Source organism: Shewanella indica (genome assembly GCF_002836975.1).
Taxonomy (GTDB): domain Bacteria; phylum Pseudomonadota; class Gammaproteobacteria; order Enterobacterales; family Shewanellaceae; genus Shewanella; species Shewanella indica.
Map to the genome: position 1 here is coordinate 351283 of NZ_NIJK01000027.1, position 20621 is coordinate 371903.

Sequence of the window (20621 nt, forward strand, 5' to 3'; positions counted from 1 at the left end):
GCTGTTCCTATATTGCCAATACCCTGACCGATTGCCCGTCTGCCACCAAGAGTGCGGCGGCCATCTCGCTCGACAGGATCACTTCTTCACTGTCGTCTGTCAGCGCCAGCTTGGCCGAACCGGCACGGTAGTCTGCCAAATGGGTGTTGGAGAGAATAAAGCTGTCCTTTGATTGAGGCATATCACCGATACGCACCGTCAGTAAGCGACTCTCGCGCACGGAGCGAATGTCCGCCAGGTTGCATTCAACCGTGGGGCCACCATCAAAAATATCCACATAGTTGCGCCAGCGGAAACCTTCCGCCTGTAACAGGCTCAAGGCCGGGCGTGTATTGGTGTGCACTTCACCGATAACCTTCTGCGCCGCTTCGGGCAACAGGCAAACATAGACAGGGCTGCGGGGCATCATCTCGGCCATAAAGGCCTTCTGCCCCAGACCTGAGAGGTAATCGGCCTGGATAAAGTCTATGCCGAGGAAGTTTTGCTGCAGCCAGCCGTAGAAAGGGGAATTACCGTTTTCATCGCTGACCCCGCGCATCTCGGCGATAACAGTTTCACCGAATCGATTGGCATGCTGGGCCAAAAACAGAAAGCGGCTGCGTGACAGCATGCGGCCATTGTTGCCCTTGCGGTAGGAATCTCTCAGAAACAGGGTGCAGAGCTCGGCGGCACCTGTGTAATCATGACACAGGCTGAGGGTTTCAACCTCGTTACGTACTTCTATCTGCGACGAATGATAAACCTCTGTACCCAGACGGTAATGGTAGAAGGCATCTTCCATTCCCACCGCGGCTTCCAGACCACAGGTGCCCACAACCTCTTGGGTCTCTGTGTCTTCCAGCACCATGAGGTAACCTTCATCAAAAGGCGTTTCCACCGCCTTGGCGAAAGAGGTTTCCGAACGGGCGATTTTGCGGGTCAGCAGTTCATCATTGACCGGCAGCGAGGTGAATCCATGGCCCGATTCCTCGGCGATACAGCGCAGCGCCGGGAAATCTGAGGCTCGGATAGGCCGTATGATTAACATGGTTAAATCTCCACTCATCCACAGTTGCTGCTCCGTCGGGCCTGCCCGTCAGAACAGCAGCTGTGAGTCTATTGCGCTAAGTGGGCCAAGGCCCACGGGGATCAGGCGGCAACCACCTTGGCGACCGCTTTTTCAAAGCGTGCCAGACCCTCGGCAATATCACTTTCAGGGATGATCAAAGAAGGAGTAAAACGAACCACATTGGCACCGGCCATCAGTGTCATCAGGCCATTGTCGACCGAGGCCAACAGAAACTCACGGCTGCGTCCCTGATACTGCTCATTCAACACGGCGCCGAGCAACAGTCCTTTGCCGCGCACCTCGGAAAACACCCGGTACTTGGCATTGATTTTTTCCAGGCCATCACGCAGCAGTTGCTCACGGCGTTTAACGCCCTGCAACACTTCGGGGGTATTGACCAGATCAAATACCGCGTTGCTGACGGCACAGGCCAGAGGGTTACCACCATAGGTGGAACCATGAGTGCCCACTTTAAGATGAGCGGCAATCTTGTCCGTGGTCAACATGGCCGCGATGGGGAAACCGCCGCCCAGGGCCTTGGCCGTGGTGAGAATGTCCGGCACTATATCTGTACCCATGTAGGCATACAGCTCGCCGGTACGGCCAACGCCGGTTTGCACTTCATCGAACACCACCAACGCATTGTACTTGTCGGCCAGTTCACGCACCTTGGCCAGGAACTCTGGAGTGGCGTTTATGATACCGCCCTCACCCTGCAGCGGTTCCAGCATGATGGCACAGGTCTTGTCCGACACCGCGGCTTCCAATGCGGCAACATCGTTGAATGGCAGGTGTGTGATCCCCTGCGGCTTGGGGCCAAAACCATCTGAGTAGGCGGCCTGACCACCGACACTGACGGTAAAGAAAGTTCTGCCGTGGAAGGCCTTGTCGAAGGCGATAATCTGCTCTTTTTCGGCGCCGAAATTATCCAGAGCATAGCGGCGGGCCAGTTTCAGGGCCGCTTCATTGGCTTCGGCACCTGAGTTGGCGAAATAGACCTTGTCGGCAAAAGTGGCGTTAACCAGTTTGGTCGCCAATGCCAGTGCCGGCTCATTGGTCATCACATTGGACAAGTGCCAGAGTTTTTCGCCCTGCGCCTTAAGCGCCTCAACGGCGGCTGGATGACAGTGGCCCAAACAGTTAACTGCAATACCACCGGCAAAGTCGACATACTCTTTGCCTTCCTGATCCCAAACACGACTGCCATCGCCACGCACCGGGATAACGGGTGACGGTGCATAATTAGGCACCATGACTTCATCAAACTGGGCACGTGTCAAATTCATGTTTACACTCATTCCTTCTCATCCTTTGTGTTGTCGGCGGCTCTGTCGGCCACCGTTTTAAGCAGTTAATCTTTATTATTTGTGAGTAAAACTGCACTTACTTGTGTTGCTTAGGTGTCATTATTAGCGAAATTGTGATCAAAATACCAGTTTGATCAATATGCAGGAGCAATGCCTTGGCCTATAAGTGCATAAAGATCTGAGTTTGAGAATTAAGCAGGCAAATATCTGCCGTTTAACGGCATAAATAGTCACAAAAAATCTCAACTGACACCGAATTCGTTAACTATTCATACATTTTGAATAGTTAACGATAATCATAACAGTAGATTATTGCGTATAAAAGCAGCGATTTGGCCCCTGGCTTCCATGGCCTCAGGCAAGAGTTCAAATAATGGAAAGACATGGGGCATATTGAGGTAGAAACCGGCTTCTATGCGACCGCCGTCGCGTAATACCGCCTGTTGCAGGCGCTCGGCATCCTGTAGCAGCAGCTCACGAGTACCGGCCAGCAGCAAGATGGGCGGCAGATCGTTAAAACAACCATAAAGCGGCGAGACCCGCTCAGACATGGGGTTACTACCGGCGAGATACGCGCCTCTGAGTCTGAGCAGTGATTCAATGGTGAACAGAGGGTCGTCGGCTGCCAGAATGCGCTCGGTGTCGCCTGTGATGCCGAGATCCAGCGCCGGAGACAGCAACACGCAAGCTCTCGGCAACGGTAACTCAAGTTGTTTCAGCTGCAACAACAGACTCAAGGCCAGATTGCCTCCAGCCGAGTCGCCCATCAGCACCAATTGAGTCGGGTCACAATGCTCAAGCGTCATCCGATAAGCTTCCAGCACATCATCACAAGCTGCCGGAAACGGATGCTCAGGTGCCAGACGATAATCAGGTACATAGCAATCTGCCAAACTGCGCTGCATGATATCGGCCAGGAAACGGGCATGGGCATGGGGAGTCTTGAAACAGAAACCACCGCCGCGAATATAGAAGAGGCTGACATCTCTTGGCTGCGGCAGCTGGTAATGGATGAGCGGCGAGTGGCTCAGTGGCCAGTGCTCGACCTTAAGCTCCTGCGGCCAGCCCAACCAGCGACGATCCATCTCCAATAAGCGCTGGCGAATAGCACTGAGTGGTACTTTGGCACTGCCGCGACTGACCGACGGCCGCGCCACATAAGTTAACAACCGGTTCAATACCGAGGCTTGCCAACTGGGCATAGCTCCTCCATGGAAGGCCTACAGGCTCCGCAACGGCTTAAAGCAGCTCGGGTTTGCGGTAATTCTGGCCTTTGAGACGAATGAGTTCCTGTTCAGTGAGCTCATGATACGCCATCATGATCTGTCTGTCCCTGAATTCCAGTTGCCGCATCTCTTCCAGTAAAAAACACTTGGCAAAACAATCGGCTTTAGCCAGCACTGCCGCATTGGGTGACAACTGACTGAACCCCAGAGCAGTGTCTCGCTCCTTGAGCAGGGTCACCATGGCCGCATCCGCAAACCCAAGCTGAGTCGGCAGTTGCCAATTGAGTGACAGCGCATGCTGCTTGACCAGGGAATAGACCAAAGCGGCGGGAAAATCACACAGGGCGATGGCATCGTAGAGCGCCTTATCCCTGTCTCGACTCGCCTCCCTGAGCCAGGAGCCGCGCAACTGCTCAAACAGCTTGGCGCTCATGGAGAGCAGCACTGAGATCCCCAGTTGTTGCATCAGGGAAACCGCATACAGCATTGGAGCATCCAAGTCATGCAACCTGGCCAGAGTTCTGGCGGCAATGCCCTGCACCTGCGAGAAACGCCATAGCTTGCGCACAGTCCAAAGCAAACTGGCATGACCTGTGGGCAGCCAGTGACGATAGGTGTAGTAAGGGATCAATACCCGCAGGTGCTCAACGCCTATATAGCTGAGCACCAGCTTGAGGTCTGTCAATTGCACATCCAGATTCTGCGGCCTGCGAGCCCTGAATGAGGGGCTGTTGACCAGAGAGCTCAAGTCCCTCACCAACCAGCTCTGCTCGGCAACGACCGGGCGAAGGCGTGCCAGATCAAGCCTTGGGTGCTGCAATAACTCCAGCAGCAAGATCTGTTTATCTGTTATGCCTGATAAGCGTGTCACCTCTTCGATGGAGGCCAGATGGTTGCCGAGTTCAGCCGCCAGGGTATAGTTCAACTGAACCGACACTCTTTGATAAAGCGCCTTGGCCTGTTGCTGCCTCGCGAGCCGCTCCAGAGTCGCCTCGCGTTCAACCTCAAGCTTGAAGGCCACCGCCGCCAGCTCAGGTTCAAGCTCATCGCCACCGCTATCAATGCGTTGCTTGCCCAGTATCAACTGCTGATACAGGCGCTGCTCTATCTCTATTACACTTCCGGGTTTTACGCCCCCCGCTACCGACAAGGCCAAATTATTACCTTCCTGCCACACCCGTACCCGGGCTCCATTTTTTATGTTAGTCCCTTTATTGTTATATATGTAGCGGCTTTATCAGCAATATCTTGATAGCAAAAAGAAACAGGCCTCGAATGAGGCCTGCAAAGTGACTATTTCAACTCTTGTTCAAACAACTTATAGATGCGGCGATACTCGTCCAGCCAGCTCGATGGCTGTCTGAAGCCATGGGGTTCAACCGGGTAGATAGCCGTCTCAAACATCGGCTTTTCCAGCTCTATCAGTCGCTGCACCAGGCGGACACTGTCCTGGAAGAATACGTTGTCGTCCATTACCCCGCTCATGATCAGCAGCGGCTTTTGCAAGCCCTCGGCATGATAGATGGGCGAGCTGCGTTCATAGGCGATGTGGTCCACATCCGGGGTGTTAAGTATGTTCGAGGTATAAGGCGCATTATAGTGAGCCCAGTCGGTCACAGGCCGCAGCGCGGCGCCGGCCTGGAACAACTCGGGTTGGGTAAACAGTGCCATAAAGGTCAAAAAGCCGCCGTAAGAACCGCCATAGGTGCCTACCCGCTTGGCATCAACATTGGCATGCTGGCTCATCCATTTGACACCATCGGCCAAGTCTTCCACTTCCGGATGCCCCATATTACGGTAGATGGCGGTGCGCCAGTCGCGGCCATAGCCTTTGGAGCCGCGATAATCCATGTCCATCACCACATATCCCTGCTGTGCCAGCAGGTTATGGAACATGAACTCACGGAAATAACCGGAAAAACCATAATGGGCATTCTGCAGATAACCGGCACCATGATTGAAGATCACCGCCGGATATGACTCGGCGCGATCTTTGTCGAAACCAGCCGGCAGATACACCCTGGCATAAACGTTACCTGCGCCATGGCTGGAAGGCACGGCAACCACCTCAGGCGCCTGCCAAGGATAGCTCTTGAAGCTGTCGCTGGTGTAATGGGTCAGTTGCGTCAGCTCACCGCCTATGGCTTGAATATAGAGCTCATCCGGCCGGGTCAGGCTGGAGGCGGTCAACAGCAGCGAACGGCCATCCGGGCTCAGGCTGTAGTCGAGCACGCCGTTCCACTGGGTCAGTTGTTCATCCTTGCCGCTACTTATCTCAACCCGATAAACATTGTACTTGCCGGGGTGTTCTTTGTTGGCCTTGTAGTAGATATAACGATTATCCGGGCTCAGAGTGATGTCACTGACCACGAACTTACCCGAGGTCAAAGCCCGCGCCTTGCCACCGAGCGGCTTGAGATACAGCTGCGAATAACCACTCTCTTCCGACAGGTAGTAAAGGGTCTCGCTGCCGGGTAACCAACCATACTGATTGTAGTCATAGTTGACCCAGGCATCGTCATGCAGCCTGTGCTCAGTGACTAGCTTGCCCTTGGCCAGATCGACACTGGCCAGCCACCGGTCTTTGTTGTCCACGGCTTCCAACATTACGGCCAAGCGCTTGCCTGAGTCTTGCCATTGAATGGCGCTCTGACTCCAGCCCCAATCCTGCATCAGTTGGATCTTGCGCGGGGCTTTTTCACTTTCGTAGCGCTCCCCCTTCGCCTTGGCGTTTTCTGCCTTGACGCCGGCCAACACATCCTGGTTGTAGCCGAGCAAACCTTCGATGGTTATCTCTTTCTTACTCTGCTGCTGCAAGTCCAGCAGTACCAAGCGCTGCCCTGGCACCTTGTCTTCAGCCACTCTGGCTCGCACGGGTACAGGATCGACATAGCCATCTTTGCCAAGATAGTTGGGCATGATGTCATGCTCGCCACGCCAGTTGTAACTCTTGTCCTGCAACGCCAGCAGCACATAGCGTCCATCCGGCGACAGGCTCAGTTCCACCAGCTGCTCACTCTCACCCAGATACCAAGGCTTGGCCGACAGGGTCGGGTCTTCATTCTGTAACTGCTGCTGATACGTCTCCCGAGCCTTGGCGTTTTCCTGCTGTTTGGCCACATAGCGGATCAGCTTGTGTTGCTCCTTGGCGAGATAAGTTTCCGGCTCTTTGGTCTGTGCCGGCTCTTTGGTCATCTTGATATCCGCGAGTTGCTCCACAAGGCCTGAGTCTGCATGCAATCTGAATATCTGCCCCGCCTGCCAATAGGCAAGATCGCCATTCGCTAAAAAACGCAGCCCTTCAACCTTGGTATTTTGCCGGGTCAACTGAGTGATCTCACCGCTATCGAGCGCCTTCACGAACAGGTTGCCCTGATAGATATAAGCCTTGCGGCGCTTATCCGGGCTCAAAACACCGTCTCGTTGCGAGATGGTATGCAACTCAGACAACGCCAGCTCCTGCGCCTGTTTGTCTGTCACTCCCTGACGATAGTAACTGCGCAGCACAGATGCACTCTGCTGGCGGGCGAACAGCACAGCGTGGCTGTCATCGCTCCAGTAGGCACCTTTGGGGGCGAGTCCCATCCAATCTGGATCCGCCATAATTTGATTCAGAGTTAACGGCTTGTCGGCCACAGGAGGCGCTGCCAAGGGTACTGTTTGGCTGGCTTTGGTGATCTCTTGGGTGGTGAGTTGCGGCTCGGTGGCGGCGCAGCCGCTGAGAACGGCCAGAGTCAAAACACTCAGACCGGCATGACGCATCAGGCTTTTCATCATCCTTCCTTTTTTATAGTTATCTTGGCCGCCGGGAAGCGACATATGACAGAAAACAAGCGATTGCGGCCTGTTATACCATATTTGCCAGAGGATGTTGTTCTGCAAAAGCTGAAAACTTGTAAAGGCTTGTTAAGGATGGAGCCTTGGTACGAATCCGGGACTGACTCACTGCTCCTTAAGCCAGACGCAGAAAATTATTGAGTAGTTCAAGCCCCTGCTGGGTCAGAATGGATTCAGGATGAAACTGCACGCCGTAGAGGCGTTTTTGTGCATGGCTGATGGCCATGATTTCCCGCCCGTGTACCGGGTCATCATACCAGGCATCCAGACTGAAGCCTTCAGGCACAGAGTCAATCAGCAGCGAGTGATAACGGGTCACGGTCAAGGGGTTGGCCAGACCTTGAAACAGCCCGCGACCATTGTGACTGATTGCCGATGTCTTGCCATGCATCACCCGCTTGGCCCGAACCACCTTGGCACCGAATACCTGAGCCAGCGACTGGTGTCCAAGACAGACACCCAAGATAGGCAACTTACCGGCAAAATATTCGATGGCGGCCAGCGAGATCCCCGCCTGATCCGGGCTACAGGGCCCGGGAGAGATCACCAGATAATCCGGCGCCAGCTCGCGGATCTCATCGAGCCCAATCTCATCGTTGCGCTTGATAACAGGCTGCTGCCCCAACTGCTGAAAATACTGCACCAGATTGAAGGTAAAGGAATCATAGTTGTCGATCATCAGCAGCATATAACGGGAACCGATTGATTTAAGAGATAGGGCTTACAGTGCCGCAAACAAGATACCGCTGGAGATGTTCCATCTTTTTTCAGGCGCCATCTTTTGCGCACGCTATGTTACGTTTAACGCTGAGCTGGTTCAACCTGGGGATGAACAAGGATAGCTTTATTCGGTCAGCTATTGGCTCATTCAAACGACAAACTTATTGTATCCTGAATAATAGATGCCTTGGGCCGGTTCTCCTTGATGCCAGTTCAATCCTTACCCTCATACCTGAGTCTGTCAATAACCAACCTGAATGCCGAACTGATATTACGCCGCCCGGAATAACACAGGCAGTATCCTTCAAACGGCGGACACCAATCGGCCAACACCCGCCGAAGGGATCCATTCTCTATCTCTTCCGTCACTTCGGCTTCGGTAACAAAGGCAATGCCGTGCCCGGCCTTGGCCGCTTCAATACACACATCACTCTCACTGAAAATAAAGGGGCCGGATACATGTTTGACTATCTCTTCGCCCTCTTTTTCAAACTCCCAGTCATAGACGGGTGCATGAGCATGAAACCTCAATACTAGGCAAGCATGCTCGTCCAAGTCATGGGGGTGCTTTGGCACGCCATGGCGTTTGAAGTATTCAGGGGTGGCCACGGCTGCCAATCGCACAGCGGGGCCAATTTTCACGGCAATCATGTCCGGGCCGACAAACTCCCGCAGCCTTACCCCGGCATCGAAACGTTCTTCGGTCAAATCCGTGAGGCGACTTTCCAGATTCAGCTCAATCTGCACTTCCGGGTAGTCACGCACTATCTGTGACAACTTGGGCCACAGCAGGGTTCGCAGCGCAGGTTTACTGGTAGCCAGTCTCACCAGCCCTCTAGGGGCATCACCCAATAGTCGCAACTCTTCAATTCTCGCATTGATCATCCCCAGCCCGGGCTTGAGGGCCGCCAACAATTTTTCACCTGCATCTGTGGTGGACACTTTACGGGAAGTACGATTGAGTAATTTGATACCAACCCCCTCTTCCAGGCGCCTTATTGCATGGCTGACCGCGGATTGAGACAGCTCGAGTCGGGTCGCCGCGCGAGTAAAACTGCGCTCTTCAGCGACCGCCATAAATAGAGTTAAATCACTCAATTCTTCCCGCTTCATATTATTCCCCTGCTTGGCCTTCAGCTCACCAAATCAATCAAATATTCACAAGAATACTTCGAAAACTGGGCCAATATAACCGAAAAACATCCGTTATTAATGAATTGGATTCATAGTTTCAATGAATTTAGAGCGCTTGTTACCACAGGCGTCCAGGCCTATTCTGCTGGTCATAAATTCATCCAACAACGGCTACCAGCGCCAGCTACTCCTGAGGGGAAATTCTCAATCTATGAGCCATTCAGTTACAGATCCGCTTCCAACCACTGAAGATACCGCCTGCTGGAGTGGTGTCTTTGCCATGTCGTTATGTGTCTTCGTCCTAATTGCGTCTGAATTTATGCCGGTCAGCCTGTTGACTCCTATAGCCTCATCCCTGCAGATAACCGAAGGAATGGCCGGCCAAGGGATAGCCATTTCCGGCATATTGGCCGTGGTGACCAGCTTACTTATCCCGGTACTGGCCGGTAAGGTAAACCGTAAAACACTGCTTCTTGGACTGACAGGTCTGATGGGGATTTCCGGCCTCATCATAGGTCTGTCCGATAGCTATGCCAGTTACTTGCTGGGCCGGGCACTGATCGGTGTCGTCATAGGTGGATTCTGGTCCATGTCGGCGGCTATTGCCATGCGCTTGGTACCGAGTGAACAAGTCCCCAAGGCGCTGGCCATCTTCAATGGCGGGAACGCCTTGGCGATGATTTTGGCAGCCCCTCTCGGCGCTTATCTGGGCTCAATGCTTGGTTGGCGTGGCGCCTTTCTCTGTTTATTGCCAATAGCTGTCATCACCCTGATTTGGCAATGGCTTAGCCTGCCGTCCATGCCGGTTAGAGAGCGTTCAGCGAGGATCCGCGGCACTTTTGCGGTACTGGGCTTGTTACGCACTCCAGTAGTGCTGGCCGGTATGCTGGCGATTGCCAGTTTGTTTATGGGGCAGTTTACCCTATTCACTTATGTTCGCCCCTTTCTGGAAAGCGTCACACAAGTGGCTGTAAAGCCATTATCACTGATCCTGTTGCTCATAGGCCTGGCCGGGCTCATAGGCACCAGCCTTATCAATGGGGCTCTGAAACGACAATTTTATCTGACGCTGAAAATCATGCCCTTGTTGATGGCCGTCAGCGCAATCGGTTTGGCGTTCTTTGGCACTCAATTGATCTTGGTGATTGTGTTGTTACTCCTCTGGGGACTTATCGCCACAGCCGCCCCTGTGGGTTGGTGGGCCTGGGTGCCACGGACTATTCCGCAATCGGCCGAAACAGCCGGTGGCCTGATGGTCGCAGTCATTCAGCTCTCTATCGCCTTGGGTTCTACCTTGGGAGGTGTGTTATTCGACATTGGTGGCCACCAACTCTGTTTTGGTATCAGCGCCCTGCTGCTGTTGCTATCCACAGCTTTGGTCGGGGTAACACAAGGCTACGAACCCCCGAAAAGCCAAAAGGATAGGGTCTGACGATGACATGGACAAGGCCTTTGACCAATTTAGCCTGTTTAAAGAAAACCAAGGCATTTATGTTTGTCCTGCCTTTCCTTGGAGGACAAATGTCTCTGGCTCAAGACCAGTTACCCACTCAGATTGAGGAGACAAAAATCATGCACAGCATAACTCTGTTACTGGACGGCAAAACCCTGGTCGCGAGCCTGGAAGACAACTCTGCCAGCCGGGATTTTCTTGCCTTGTTACCCCTTGAACTTGAACTGAGCGACTATGGCGCCAGTGAGAAAATAGCGGACTTACCCAAAAAGCTCTCCACCTTGGATGTCCCCAGCGGACATTCGGCCAAAGTTGGCGACCTCACCTATTACGCCCCTTGGGGGAATCTGGCCATTTTCTATCGTGATCACGGCTACGCCCAAGGCTTGATCCCGCTAGGGCGGATAGACACTGGCAAAGAGCTGATGAAATTTTCAGGCAGGCAGAAAATTCGCATAGAAAAAGCAGGGCTGATCAAAAGCGAACAACTCAAGTCTCACTTTAACAAGGAGTAAAGCAATGAAACTCAACTTCATATTCACTTGCACATTATTGCTTATTTCGCTGCCAAATGTGGCTGCTCAGCCCAAGCAAAGTATCTCAGAATCAGGTTCCCGTTCTTCAATTGCCGGGCCAGAGCAATTTTTCACTGGTGCAGCACGTATCGACCCTCTGTTTCCTGCGACCGATGAAATCAATGCATCTGCAGCCTATGTCACCTTTGAGCCTGGTACCCGCACAGCCTGGCATATCCATCCCAAAGGCCAACAAATTATTGTGACTCAGGGCGTAGGCTACACACAGGAATGGGGCAAACCTCGACAACAGATAAAGCCAGGCGATGTGATCTGGTGCCCTGCAGGCATAAAGCACTGGCATGGCGCAGCTCCCAAGACTGCGATGACACATCTTGTGGTCACAGGTCAAGACAATGAAGGCCGTAATGTCAGTTGGCTGGAAAAGGTCAGCGATGAACAGTATCTGGGACAGGATCAAGCAGACAAGACAGGGAAGCACCCATGAAACCCGGGATTAGTTATTGGCCGCTGATACTGTGTCTTTGCATCCCAATATTTCAGACTGCCGGACAAACACCCCATACGTTCCAATCGAGGACACCCACTATGACAGAACCAGAGCCTTTAACCTCAAGACAGCAAGCGATAGTACCTATTGCGGCTTTTGCCGCCGAAGGTAACTTGGCCAAGCTGGATACCGCCCTGGAACAGGGACTGGATGCCGGACTCACCATCAACGATACCAAGGAAATACTGGTACAGGTTTATGCCTACGCCGGCTTTCCCCGTAGCCTCAATGCGCTGGGAACTCTTATGTCAGTAGTAGAGACACGCAAGGCTCGCGGCGTGACAGATGAAATTGGCAAGTTGCCCAGTCATCCGCTCCCCAAAGGTGATGCGTTACTCTCAACGGGTACAGCCAACCAGACACAACTGGCTGGAGGCGTTGTCCAAGGCCCTCTGTTTGACTTTGCACCGGCCATTGATGAGTTTCTCAAGACCCATTTATTCGGTGATATTTTCAGCCGCGATAACCTGAGCTGGCATGACAGGGAAATCGCAACGCTGGCCATGTTGGCGGTTTTGCCTGGCGCTGAACCCCAACTTCAGGCCCACATAGCCATTGCCATGAATCTGGGACTAACACCTGAGCAACTCACATCTGTGATCACCGGCTTGAAGCAACTGGTGAATCAAGCCAGCGCCGAGCGCGCGCAAACCGCGCTGAACCAGCACCTGGAGCACCAGCCCTACAACCAAGAGTAACACCAGCATGAACAACCTAGACACAGCAAAATCCCCCTCTGAGACGCTCGATAATGGGCGTCGTGAACTATTGAAAATGACAGGAGCCGGTATCGCCATGACCATTGCAACCACCATCCCCACTCCGGCATTGGCCGAGTCTGAATTGAAGCTCAGTGACAGTTGGGACAAGACCTTCAGCAAGAGTGACAAGGTCGAACATCAAAAAGTCACCTTTAAAAATCGCTACGGCATCACCCTGGCCGCCGACTTCTACCTGCCAAAAGCAAGGCAGGGCAAGCTGGCCGCAATCGCAATAAGTGGCCCCTTCGGCGCGGTGAAAGAACAATCATCAGGCCTATACGCCCAAAAGATGGCCGAATACGGCTTTGCCACATTGGCGTTTGACCCCTCCTATACAGGTGAAAGTGGTGGAGAACCCAGGAACGTCGCATCCCCGGATATCAATACCGAAGATTTCAGTGCCGCCGTGGATTTTCTCGGCTTGCAAAGCCAGGTGGATCGCCAACGAATTGGCATTATCGGCATATGTGGCTGGGGTGGCATGGCACTGAACGCTGCCGCAGTGGATCAACGCATCAAGGCCGTGGTAACCAGCACCATGTATGACATGTCCCGGGTCATGTCCAAGGGCTACAACGACAGCATGACTCATGAGCAGCGCAAAGAAATTCTGGGCCAGTTGAGCCAACAGCGCTGGTTGGATGCCGAAAATGGCTCACCCGGCTATGGCCCAATCTCTCTGGAACTTAAGGGAGGTGAACCCCGGTTTGTGCAGGAATACGCCGATTACTACAAGACCTCGCGTGGTTTTCACCCAAGGGCCATCAACTCCAATGCTTCCTGGACCATCACCAACCCTATGTCATTTATGAATCAACCTCTGCTGACTCATATCGCCGAAATCTCTCCCAGGCCTATTTTGTTGATCCACGGTGAGAAGGCGCATTCCCGCTATTTTAGTGAAACAGCTTTCGCTGAAGCCGCCTCTCCCAAGGAGCTGCTGATTATCGAAGACGCCAACCATGTTGACCTCTATGACCAATTGGAGCGGATCCCCTTCGATAAGTTGAACGCATTCTTCGGTGAGTATTTATAACTTTCAAGCGGACAGAGGCTCTCCTCTGTCCAGCCTTCATCTTTAATGGAGTTTGTTGATGCACATTTTGTTAATCGGTGCCAATGGCCGTTCGGCGCAAGCCATCTTGCCGCGTTTGTTGGAGATAAAGGAAGTGCAACTGACGCTTTTTCTTCGAAGATCTGAACGACTGCAACACCTCTACAATGACAGAGTTCGGCTGGTTGAGGGGGATGCCAACAAAGTCGATGACCTGGTCTCGGCATTGCCCGGAATCGATCTGGTGATAAACACCATGGGTGGAATGGATTTGGACCGCAAGACCCGAAATCTGGTGCACGCCATGGAAAATGCTCAGGTGCAGCGCCTCGTTGCACTCAATGCCGGCGGTATCTATGAAGAACTTCCTGAACCCTTCAATAGCAGGGACAAGAGTATGGTGGGTTTCACCCGGCCTGTTAACCTCAGAAGTGCCAATGTTATCGAAGCTTCATCACTCGACTACACCATACTGCGCCCCGTCTGGTTAACCGATAAACCGATAGAAGAGTTTCAACTTACTCAAAAAGGCGAGTGCTTTCTGGGGACCGAAACTTCCCGCGCCAGCTTGGGTAGATTTATTGCCATTTTGGCCAAGAATCCTAGCCTCTATAGCCGCTGTAATCTGGGAATAAGCCAAAGTGGCACAGAGGGCGAGATGCCTGCCGCTTACCGCTGAAAGACATTGGTCTTTCCGCCAAACTTCACCGGCAATCCGCTGCTATCTGTCGCCAAGGCTGGTTCAACAACGGGGTTTGAATTAAGCTGATATTTCGAGTGGCTTATAAAAGTGCTTTGCCTATGCCCAATATGACCAGGTTGCTGAATTTTTTGCTGATGCTGGGGTGTGATAGATGTGCCATCAAGACCCGGGAGCGCAAAGTCATTCAGGTCAACTTGGGCGTACTGGTTTCCGTAACAACTATATTGCTGTTTATTTTGGGTTTTTACATCAGCGGTAACCAAGGCTTTATTCTTTCCGGCTTGAATCAGCTACCCTTTGTTGCCCTGCTGCCTCTGGTGTTACTGCTCAACTACAAGGGAAAGTTCTTTGCCGCCAGGTGGTGTTTAATGCTGCTGTTGATGGCCGATGCCGCCACAGCTTTAATGACGGCCCAAGGTACCAGTATCAAAATCCACAGCTATTACCTGCTGTTTGCCATCATGTTGGTTGTACTGTTTGAGATCCGTGAATGGCGTTCCATCCTGATCCTGATGTTAGCCAATCTGGGGTTGTTCAGCTTCTTTGAGCTGCACGGCTGGCCATCCCACCCTGATATCGCCCTGCTTTCTACACACACTCTGGCCATTTTAAAGGCCTTGGTGATCTGCTCATGTATTATCAGCTCCTGCGCCATACTGCTGATCAGCGAAATGTATGCCGAGCGCACCGAGCTGGTACTGCAACATCAGGCCGACACAGACACCTTGACCGGATTGCTCAACCGCCGCGCATTCATGCGCCAAGTCGCACTGCAAAGAGAGCAGCCGGGCTGCTGGGTACTTGCCCTGTTGGATCTGGATTTCTTCAAGAAGATAAACGATAACTTTGGCCATGATGCCGGCGATGTCGCCCTTATTCATGTCAGTAAGCTGCTCAAGAAAGCGCTCAAGCCTCAGGAGCGACTGGCCAGAATAGGCGGGGAAGAGTTTGCCTTGCTGCTGAGGCTGGATGAACCCGGGACTCAGGCCCTGCAGCAAAGAGGCGAGCAACTCCTTGAGTCCCTCAGACAACAAGGCCTGGAATATCAAAGCCATTACATACAACTGACAGCTTCTGTTGGCCTGGCAACTCTCGATCCTGGAGATAGTGCAAGCGAGGCACTCAAGCAGGCTGACAAGGCTCTGTATCAGGCCAAGATAAATGGTCGTAACCGAGTGGAGCTGGCAGGCGCGGTATTGCAGCCACTGAAAAGAAAAAGCCAGTCATAGTGACTGGCTTTTTGCAATGCTTTAGCTGAAGCGTCAACCCGGCTTTATTTAACCAAAGTCAGGTGGCCACGCCGTTTGGGCTTGTCTGCTGTAGGTTCAGTTTCGGCTTCAGTCCGTGGCTGTTCAACCTCTTCAACCACATTCAGCAGTGATTCTTCACCCTCTTCAAGCAGATAGGCGTCTTCCATATCGAATACTGTGCCGGCACCATTTTCACGGGCATAGATGGCAACAATAGAAGCCATAGGCAGCAGCACCTGCTGTGGTACACCACCGAAACGGGCATTGAACTCAACAAACTCGTTACCGAGCTTCAGGCCACCGACAGCACTGCCGGCGACATTCAGTACAATTTGACCATCCTTAACATACTGCAGCGGTACCTGAGTATCCGGCATAGTGGCATCCACTACCAGATGTGGAGTCAGCTGATTATCCATCAGCCACTCATAGTAAGCTCTAAGCAAATATGGACGACTTGGGGTCAAATCTTTCATCAGATACCCATGCGCATTTCGCGCTCGGCTTCGGTCAGAGAGGCCTTAAAGGACTCACGCTCGAAAATACGGTTCATATAGGCTTTGATGTCTTTACCTGTGCGGTTATCCAGTTCGATACCCAGCACTGGCAGGCGCCACAACAAGGGGCCAAGATAACAATCGGCCAAACCGAACTCTTCACTCATGAAGTAAGGCATTTCGGCAAACACAGGCGCGATAGACAGCAGGCTTTCCTGCAACTCTTTACGGGCCGCATCGGCGCGGTCACCCTTACGGATGCGATCAACCAGGCAATACCAGTCTGTATCGATGCGATGCATCATCAGACGGCTTTGACCACGGGAAACTGGGTAAACGGGCATCAGCGGCGGGTGCGGGAAGCGCTCGTCCAGATACTCCATGATAATACGGCTTTCGTATAACACCAGTTCACGGTCGACCAGAGTTGGCACTGAGTTGTAAGGGTTGAGTTCCAGCAGATCCTCTGGCATATCATTGGGATCTACCTGCAACACATCAACAGTTACCCCTTTTTCAGCCAATACGATGCGAACCTGATGGCTATAGAGATCATCGGCACCTGAGAACAGGGTCATGATAGAGCGTTTATTGGCAGCAACAGCCATTGATACCCTCCGGAATTGAAAAAAACAAATGTAAACGAGGGGCAATGCCCCCCGTTTACATTATGCGGATAATATATTCTACCCCTTTCTAAGGGTTAGTGTACATCCTTCCAATATTCTTTCTTGAGCAGGTATGCGATCACAAAGAATATGAACAGGAAGCCGAGTACCCATTTACCCAGGTTTTCGCGCTCCAGTTTAACCGGCTCAGCCGAGTAAACCAGAAAACCGGTAAGGTCGCGAACAACCTGATCGTACTCTTCCGCGGACAGACTGCCACCTTCAGCTGGATTCACACCTTTAACCTTAGTAACTTCTTTGCCATCAACAACTTCAGTTTCAATAACTGGAGTTGCGATGCCTTGCAGGCCTTCCAGCACATGCGGCATACCGACTGACGGGAACACTGTGTTGTTCACGCCAAAAGGACGACTTGGGTCTTTGTAGAACCCTTTGAGGTAGGAATATACCCAATCTTCACCACGGACACGGGCTACCAGAGTCAGGTCCGGTGGCGCGGCACCGAACCACTTGGCCGCATCTTTGGTTTCAATCGAGTTTTCCATCAGCTCGCCGATCTTGGCATCTGTGTGGATCAGCTTGCGCATCTCATCGACAGGAATATCCAGATCTTCGGCGACACGTTGGTAGCGCTGATATTGAGTGCTGTGACAACCGGCACAGTTGTCTTGAAACAACTCTACACCACGACGCAGCGACTCTTTATCTGTCAGATCAATATTGGCATCTTCCAGGTGCACATTGTGACCACTGGCGGCAGACACCATACCAGGCACAAAGGCAACCAAAGCAATCAATAACTTTTTCATTTGAATGTCACCCTTTCTGGTACTGGCTTGGTCTTTTCACTCTTGCTGTAGATGAACAACAGCAGGAAGAAACCGAAGTAAGTGAAAGTAAAGATTCGGGCAACAATGGTCAGTGTTGGTGTCGCAGGTACCGCACCCAGGTAACCCAGGACGATAAAGGACACGGCAAACTGAGCAATGTTCAGCTTGTGAATCATGCTGCGGTAGCGAACCGACTTGACCTTACAGCGATCCAGCCATGGCAACACAAAGAGTACGGCAATCGCCAGACCCATCATAACTACACCACCCAGCTTGTCCGGTACGGCCCGCAAGATGGCGTAGAACGGAGTGAAGTACCATACAGGCGCAATATGCTCAGGCGTCTTCATTGGGTTAGCAGCTTCGAAGTTAGGCTTCTCGAGGAAGTAACCACCACCTTCAGGCATAAAGAACAGCACGTAGCAGAAGACAATCAGGAAGCCGGCAACACCCATGATATCTTTTACAGTGAAGTAAGGATGGAATGGGATGCCATCAACAGGCCAGCCATTTTCATCTTTGTTCTTCTTAATTTCGATACCATCCGGGTTGTTGGAACCCACTTCATGCAGCGCAATCAGGTGCAGGAATACCAGTACCACGAGTACCAGAGGCAACGCGATAACGTGCAGAGCGAAGAAGCGGTTCAGGGTTGCACCTGAGATCACATAGTCACCACGGATCCACAGGGTCAAGTCATCACCGATAACCGGAATAGCACCGAACAGTGAGATAATTACCTGAGCGCCCCAGTAGGACATCTGGCCCCATGGCAGCAGATAACCCATAAAGGCCTCGGCCATCAGTACCAGGAAGATCAACATACCAAACAGCCACAGCAGTTCACGAGGCTTTTGGTAAGAACCGTAGAGCAGGCCACGGAACATGTGCAGGTAAACCACCACAAAGAAGGCCGAAGCCCCGGTGGAGTGCATGTAACGCAGCAACCAACCGTACTCGACATCACGCATGATGTATTCGATGGAGGCAAATGCGCCTTCGGCGGTAGGCACATAGTTCATGGTCAGCCAGATACCGGTCAGCAGCTGGTTTACCAGAACCAACAGTGCCAGAGAGCCGAAGAAATACCAGAAGTTAAAATTCTTGGGGGTGGCGTACTGACCAACATGGCGGTTATAAGTTGCCGTCATAGGGATACGCGCATCGATCCAGTCAATTATATTCTTAACCATTATGCAGCTCCCTGGTCTACGCCGATGAGCACGTTACCATCATCAATGTATTGATGTGGGGGAATCACCAGGTTCAGTGGAGCAGGTACGCCCTGGAAGACGCGACCGGCCATATCGAACTTGGAACCGTGACATGGACAGAAGAAACCTGAAGTCACACCTTCAACCTGCTCTGCAAAAGAGTCTGGCAGGTAAGTAGGTGAACAACCCAGGTGAGTACAAATACCTACGGCAATAAAGTACTCAGGCTTAATAGAACGTACGCCATTTTGGGCGTAATCAGGCTGCTGTAGTTCGTCAGAAGCCGGATCCCGCAATCTGTCATCGTGGGTGGGGAGCTCATTAAGAACTTCCTCGGTACGGCGGACAATCCATACGGGCTTGCCACGCCATTCCACACGGATCAGCTGACCTGGCTCTAGCTTACTGATATTTACTTCTACCGGTGCACCTGCAGCTTTCGCTTTGGCACTCGGATTCCATGACTTTATAAAGGGAACCGCTACAGCGACGGCACCAGCACCGCCCACTACGGCGGTTGCAGCTGTCAGGAATCTGCGACGTCCGGTATCGACTGGCGCATTGCTCATCCACTTATCTCCCAGAGGGTGTTGGAATTTTTGTTTTTCAAGACTTTAGGCCTCTTAGTTCTCACTAAAGGGAAAAGCCGAATTTTGAGGCGGGGCTCATTATAGCGAAAAATTAGAAGCAGATCATAGTCAAAAGACATAAGTTGGTTAAGGAGATTACAGTTTTTTAGCCGCCTGGGTTAAAAAAACAGCGGATTTAGGCTGCAAAACACCAGCATCTCGAAAGTAATTTAACTAAAGCTAAATCATAACCATTTGACTATTAACAATATATTCTTGGTTTACACATTAATACTTATAATTCTGTGACTTTCGCATCAAGCTGAGAAAAAGATAAAAAAAGACCCGGAACCAGTCCGGGTCTTTCAAGCAACACTGTTACTTGCCTTTTTGCTTCATGTATTTGAAGAATTCGCTGTCCGGCTCCAGCACCATAATGTCTGATTTACCGGCAAAACTAGCCTTATAGGCTTCCAGGCTGCGCAGGAAACTAAAGAACTCAGGATCCTTGGTATAAGCATCAGCGTAAATCTTGGCGGCAATGGCGTCACCTTCACCACGAATGTTTTCCGCTTCACGACGAGCATTGGCCAGAGTCACCACCACGTTGGCGTCGGTCATGGCGCGAATTCTCTCGGCCGCTTCCTTACCTTCAGCCCTGTGTTTTTTGGCTACCGCCTGACGCTCGGCACGCATCCGTTGGAAGATACTGTGGCTGACGTTGGATGGCAGGTTTATCTGTTTCACCCTGACATCGACCACTTCTATACCCAGACCTTCGGCACTCTTGGCAGCATTTTCCAGAGTAATACGCATCAGGTCATCACGGCTACTGCTCTCGGCCAAGTTTGTGCTGCCTTCGCTGGTGCCGGAAACAATCTGCTTGATGGTCAGTTTACCGAACTCGGTACGCAGGTCACTGTTGATCTTGCGCTGCAGCAACGACTCTGCCTTGGACTTGTTGCCACCTTCTGTTGCCAGATAGTATTTTTCAAAGTCCTTGATACGCCACTTGACATAAGAATCCACCATCAGGTCTTTCTTCTCAGAGGTCACAAAGCGGTCGGCGGCGCCATCCAGGGTCTGGATACGGGCATCCATATAACGGACTTTGTCGATCAGCGGGATCTTAACGTTGAGACCCGGGCCATAAACTCGGGGCACCATCTTACCGTCAACATTGTCTTTCAACACTTCACCAAAGCGGGAAACTATAGCTCGTTCCCCTTCATTGACTACCATCAATGAAGACACACCAACAATCGCCAGCAGGGCAATAATAATGAGTACAAATCTGCTCATG

20 protein-coding genes are annotated in these 20621 nt (G+C 52.1%); 7 read left to right on the forward strand and 13 right to left on the reverse strand.

Annotation, left to right across the window (positions count from 1 at the left end; genetic code table 11):
• Positions 1 to 7: 7 nt before the first annotated feature.
• The 7 genes from astA to CX650_RS08600 form a co-directional block, all read right to left on the reverse strand.
• The gene (gene astA / locus CX650_RS08570) at positions 8 to 1027 is read right to left on the reverse strand and encodes an arginine N-succinyltransferase (RefSeq protein ID WP_101095596.1); all 1020 of its coding nucleotides are present in this window, start codon (positions 1025 to 1027) and stop codon (positions 8 to 10) included.
• 101 nt (positions 1028 to 1128) lie between these two features.
• On the reverse strand, positions 1129 to 2346 hold the full coding sequence (locus tag CX650_RS08575) for an aspartate aminotransferase family protein (protein WP_101095570.1): 1218 nt from the start codon (positions 2344 to 2346) through the stop codon (positions 1129 to 1131).
• 305 nt (positions 2347 to 2651) lie between these two features.
• A complete protein-coding gene (locus CX650_RS08580) occupies positions 2652 to 3557 on the reverse strand; it encodes an alpha/beta hydrolase (protein ID WP_039035523.1) in 906 nt (301 codons plus the stop codon).
• Positions 3558 to 3594: 37 nt separating this feature from the next.
• On the reverse strand, positions 3595 to 4737 hold the full coding sequence (locus tag CX650_RS08585; protein WP_101095597.1) for an HDOD domain-containing protein: 1143 nt from the start codon (positions 4735 to 4737) through the stop codon (positions 3595 to 3597).
• A gap of 137 nt (positions 4738 to 4874) precedes the next feature.
• Complete coding sequence (locus CX650_RS08590) at positions 4875 to 7355, reverse strand: S9 family peptidase (protein WP_101095571.1); 2481 nt, start codon at positions 7353 to 7355, stop codon at positions 4875 to 4877.
• Between the two features lie 178 nt (positions 7356 to 7533).
• A complete protein-coding gene (locus CX650_RS08595; protein ID WP_025889168.1) occupies positions 7534 to 8106 on the reverse strand; it encodes an aminodeoxychorismate/anthranilate synthase component II in 573 nt (190 codons plus the stop codon).
• Between the two features lie 245 nt (positions 8107 to 8351).
• Positions 8352 to 9251, reverse strand: a complete 900-nt coding sequence (locus tag CX650_RS08600) for a LysR family transcriptional regulator (RefSeq protein WP_025011314.1) — start codon at positions 9249 to 9251, stop codon at positions 8352 to 8354.
• Between the two features lie 232 nt (positions 9252 to 9483).
• Between CX650_RS08600 and CX650_RS08605 the strand changes: the two genes are divergently transcribed.
• The 7 genes from CX650_RS08605 to CX650_RS08635 all read left to right on the forward strand — a co-directional run bounded on the left by CX650_RS08605 (position 9484) and on the right by CX650_RS08635 (position 15558).
• Positions 9484 to 10704, forward strand: coding sequence for an MFS transporter (locus CX650_RS08605; protein WP_101095572.1), 1221 nt, complete (start codon positions 9484 to 9486; stop codon positions 10702 to 10704).
• 140 nt (positions 10705 to 10844) lie between these two features.
• Entirely contained in the window at positions 10845 to 11240 is a 396-nt protein-coding gene (locus CX650_RS08610) for a cyclophilin-like fold protein (RefSeq protein WP_101095598.1), read from the forward strand.
• A gap of 4 nt (positions 11241 to 11244) precedes the next feature.
• The gene (locus tag CX650_RS08615; RefSeq protein ID WP_101095573.1) at positions 11245 to 11748 is read left to right on the forward strand and encodes a (R)-mandelonitrile lyase; all 504 of its coding nucleotides are present in this window, start codon (positions 11245 to 11247) and stop codon (positions 11746 to 11748) included.
• A gap of 101 nt (positions 11749 to 11849) precedes the next feature.
• The gene (locus CX650_RS08620; RefSeq protein WP_071239094.1) at positions 11850 to 12509 is read left to right on the forward strand and encodes a carboxymuconolactone decarboxylase family protein; all 660 of its coding nucleotides are present in this window, start codon (positions 11850 to 11852) and stop codon (positions 12507 to 12509) included.
• Between the two features lie 7 nt (positions 12510 to 12516).
• On the forward strand, positions 12517 to 13608 hold the full coding sequence (locus CX650_RS08625) for an alpha/beta hydrolase (RefSeq protein WP_025011317.1): 1092 nt from the start codon (positions 12517 to 12519) through the stop codon (positions 13606 to 13608).
• Between the two features lie 58 nt (positions 13609 to 13666).
• Complete coding sequence (locus CX650_RS08630) at positions 13667 to 14305, forward strand: NAD(P)H-binding protein (RefSeq protein ID WP_208622111.1); 639 nt, start codon at positions 13667 to 13669, stop codon at positions 14303 to 14305.
• A gap of 122 nt (positions 14306 to 14427) precedes the next feature.
• The gene (locus CX650_RS08635) at positions 14428 to 15558 is read left to right on the forward strand and encodes a GGDEF domain-containing protein (protein WP_101095575.1); all 1131 of its coding nucleotides are present in this window, start codon (positions 14428 to 14430) and stop codon (positions 15556 to 15558) included.
• Between the two features lie 44 nt (positions 15559 to 15602).
• Here CX650_RS08635 and CX650_RS08640 read toward each other — a convergent pair whose 3' ends face one another.
• The 6 genes from CX650_RS08640 to hflC form a co-directional block, all read right to left on the reverse strand.
• On the reverse strand, positions 15603 to 16055 hold the full coding sequence (locus CX650_RS08640) for a ClpXP protease specificity-enhancing factor (protein WP_101095576.1): 453 nt from the start codon (positions 16053 to 16055) through the stop codon (positions 15603 to 15605).
• The gene (gene sspA, locus CX650_RS08645; RefSeq protein ID WP_039035519.1) at positions 16055 to 16684 is read right to left on the reverse strand and encodes a stringent starvation protein SspA; all 630 of its coding nucleotides are present in this window, start codon (positions 16682 to 16684) and stop codon (positions 16055 to 16057) included. The genes CX650_RS08640 and sspA overlap by 1 nt, the downstream gene beginning before the upstream one ends.
• 95 nt (positions 16685 to 16779) lie before the next feature.
• Positions 16780 to 17514: a cytochrome c1 gene (locus CX650_RS08650; RefSeq protein ID WP_101057417.1), complete on the reverse strand. Its 735-nt coding sequence runs from the start codon at positions 17512 to 17514 to the stop codon at positions 16780 to 16782.
• Positions 17511 to 18728 carry a cytochrome b gene (locus CX650_RS08655; protein ID WP_025011323.1) on the reverse strand — a complete coding sequence of 406 codons (1218 nt, stop codon included), beginning with the start codon at positions 18726 to 18728 and terminating at the stop codon, positions 17511 to 17513. The genes CX650_RS08650 and CX650_RS08655 overlap by 4 nt, the downstream gene beginning before the upstream one ends.
• Positions 18728 to 19318, reverse strand: a complete 591-nt coding sequence (gene petA, locus CX650_RS08660) for a ubiquinol-cytochrome c reductase iron-sulfur subunit (protein WP_039035517.1) — start codon at positions 19316 to 19318, stop codon at positions 18728 to 18730. Before petA ends, CX650_RS08655 begins: the two co-directional genes overlap by 1 nt.
• A 378-nt stretch (positions 19319 to 19696) precedes the next feature.
• Positions 19697 to 20620, reverse strand: coding sequence for a protease modulator HflC (gene hflC, locus CX650_RS08665; protein ID WP_039035516.1), 924 nt, complete (start codon positions 20618 to 20620; stop codon positions 19697 to 19699).
• Position 20621 lies beyond the last annotated feature (1 nt).

Coding starts and splice junctions, on each gene's coding strand:
- astA (WP_101095596.1), bottom strand. CDS start 1,027: ATGTTAATCATACGGCCTATCCGAGCCTCAGATTTCCCGGCGCTGCGC.
- CX650_RS08575 (WP_101095570.1), bottom strand. CDS start 2,346: ATGAGTGTAAACATGAATTTGACACGTGCCCAGTTTGATGAAGTCATG.
- CX650_RS08580 (WP_039035523.1), bottom strand. CDS start 3,557: ATGCCCAGTTGGCAAGCCTCGGTATTGAACCGGTTGTTAACTTATGTG.
- CX650_RS08590 (WP_101095571.1), bottom strand. CDS start 7,355: ATGAAAAGCCTGATGCGTCATGCCGGTCTGAGTGTTTTGACTCTGGCC.
- CX650_RS08595 (WP_025889168.1), bottom strand. CDS start 8,106: ATGCTGCTGATGATCGACAACTATGATTCCTTTACCTTCAATCTGGTG.
- CX650_RS08600 (WP_025011314.1), bottom strand. CDS start 9,251: ATGAAGCGGGAAGAATTGAGTGATTTAACTCTATTTATGGCGGTCGCT.
- CX650_RS08605 (WP_101095572.1), top strand. CDS start 9,484: ATGAGCCATTCAGTTACAGATCCGCTTCCAACCACTGAAGATACCGCC.
- CX650_RS08610 (WP_101095598.1), top strand. CDS start 10,845: ATGCACAGCATAACTCTGTTACTGGACGGCAAAACCCTGGTCGCGAGC.
- CX650_RS08615 (WP_101095573.1), top strand. CDS start 11,245: ATGAAACTCAACTTCATATTCACTTGCACATTATTGCTTATTTCGCTG.
- CX650_RS08620 (WP_071239094.1), top strand. CDS start 11,850: ATGACAGAACCAGAGCCTTTAACCTCAAGACAGCAAGCGATAGTACCT.
- CX650_RS08625 (WP_025011317.1), top strand. CDS start 12,517: ATGAACAACCTAGACACAGCAAAATCCCCCTCTGAGACGCTCGATAAT.
- CX650_RS08630 (WP_208622111.1), top strand. CDS start 13,667: ATGCACATTTTGTTAATCGGTGCCAATGGCCGTTCGGCGCAAGCCATC.
- CX650_RS08635 (WP_101095575.1), top strand. CDS start 14,428: ATGCCCAATATGACCAGGTTGCTGAATTTTTTGCTGATGCTGGGGTGT.
- CX650_RS08640 (WP_101095576.1), bottom strand. CDS start 16,055: ATGAAAGATTTGACCCCAAGTCGTCCATATTTGCTTAGAGCTTACTAT.
- sspA (WP_039035519.1), bottom strand. CDS start 16,684: ATGGCTGTTGCTGCCAATAAACGCTCTATCATGACCCTGTTCTCAGGT.
- CX650_RS08650 (WP_101057417.1), bottom strand. CDS start 17,514: ATGAAAAAGTTATTGATTGCTTTGGTTGCCTTTGTGCCTGGTATGGTG.
- CX650_RS08655 (WP_025011323.1), bottom strand. CDS start 18,728: ATGGTTAAGAATATAATTGACTGGATCGATGCGCGTATCCCTATGACG.
- petA (WP_039035517.1), bottom strand. CDS start 19,318: ATGAGCAATGCGCCAGTCGATACCGGACGTCGCAGATTCCTGACAGCT.
- hflC (WP_039035516.1), bottom strand. CDS start 20,620: ATGAGCAGATTTGTACTCATTATTATTGCCCTGCTGGCGATTGTTGGT.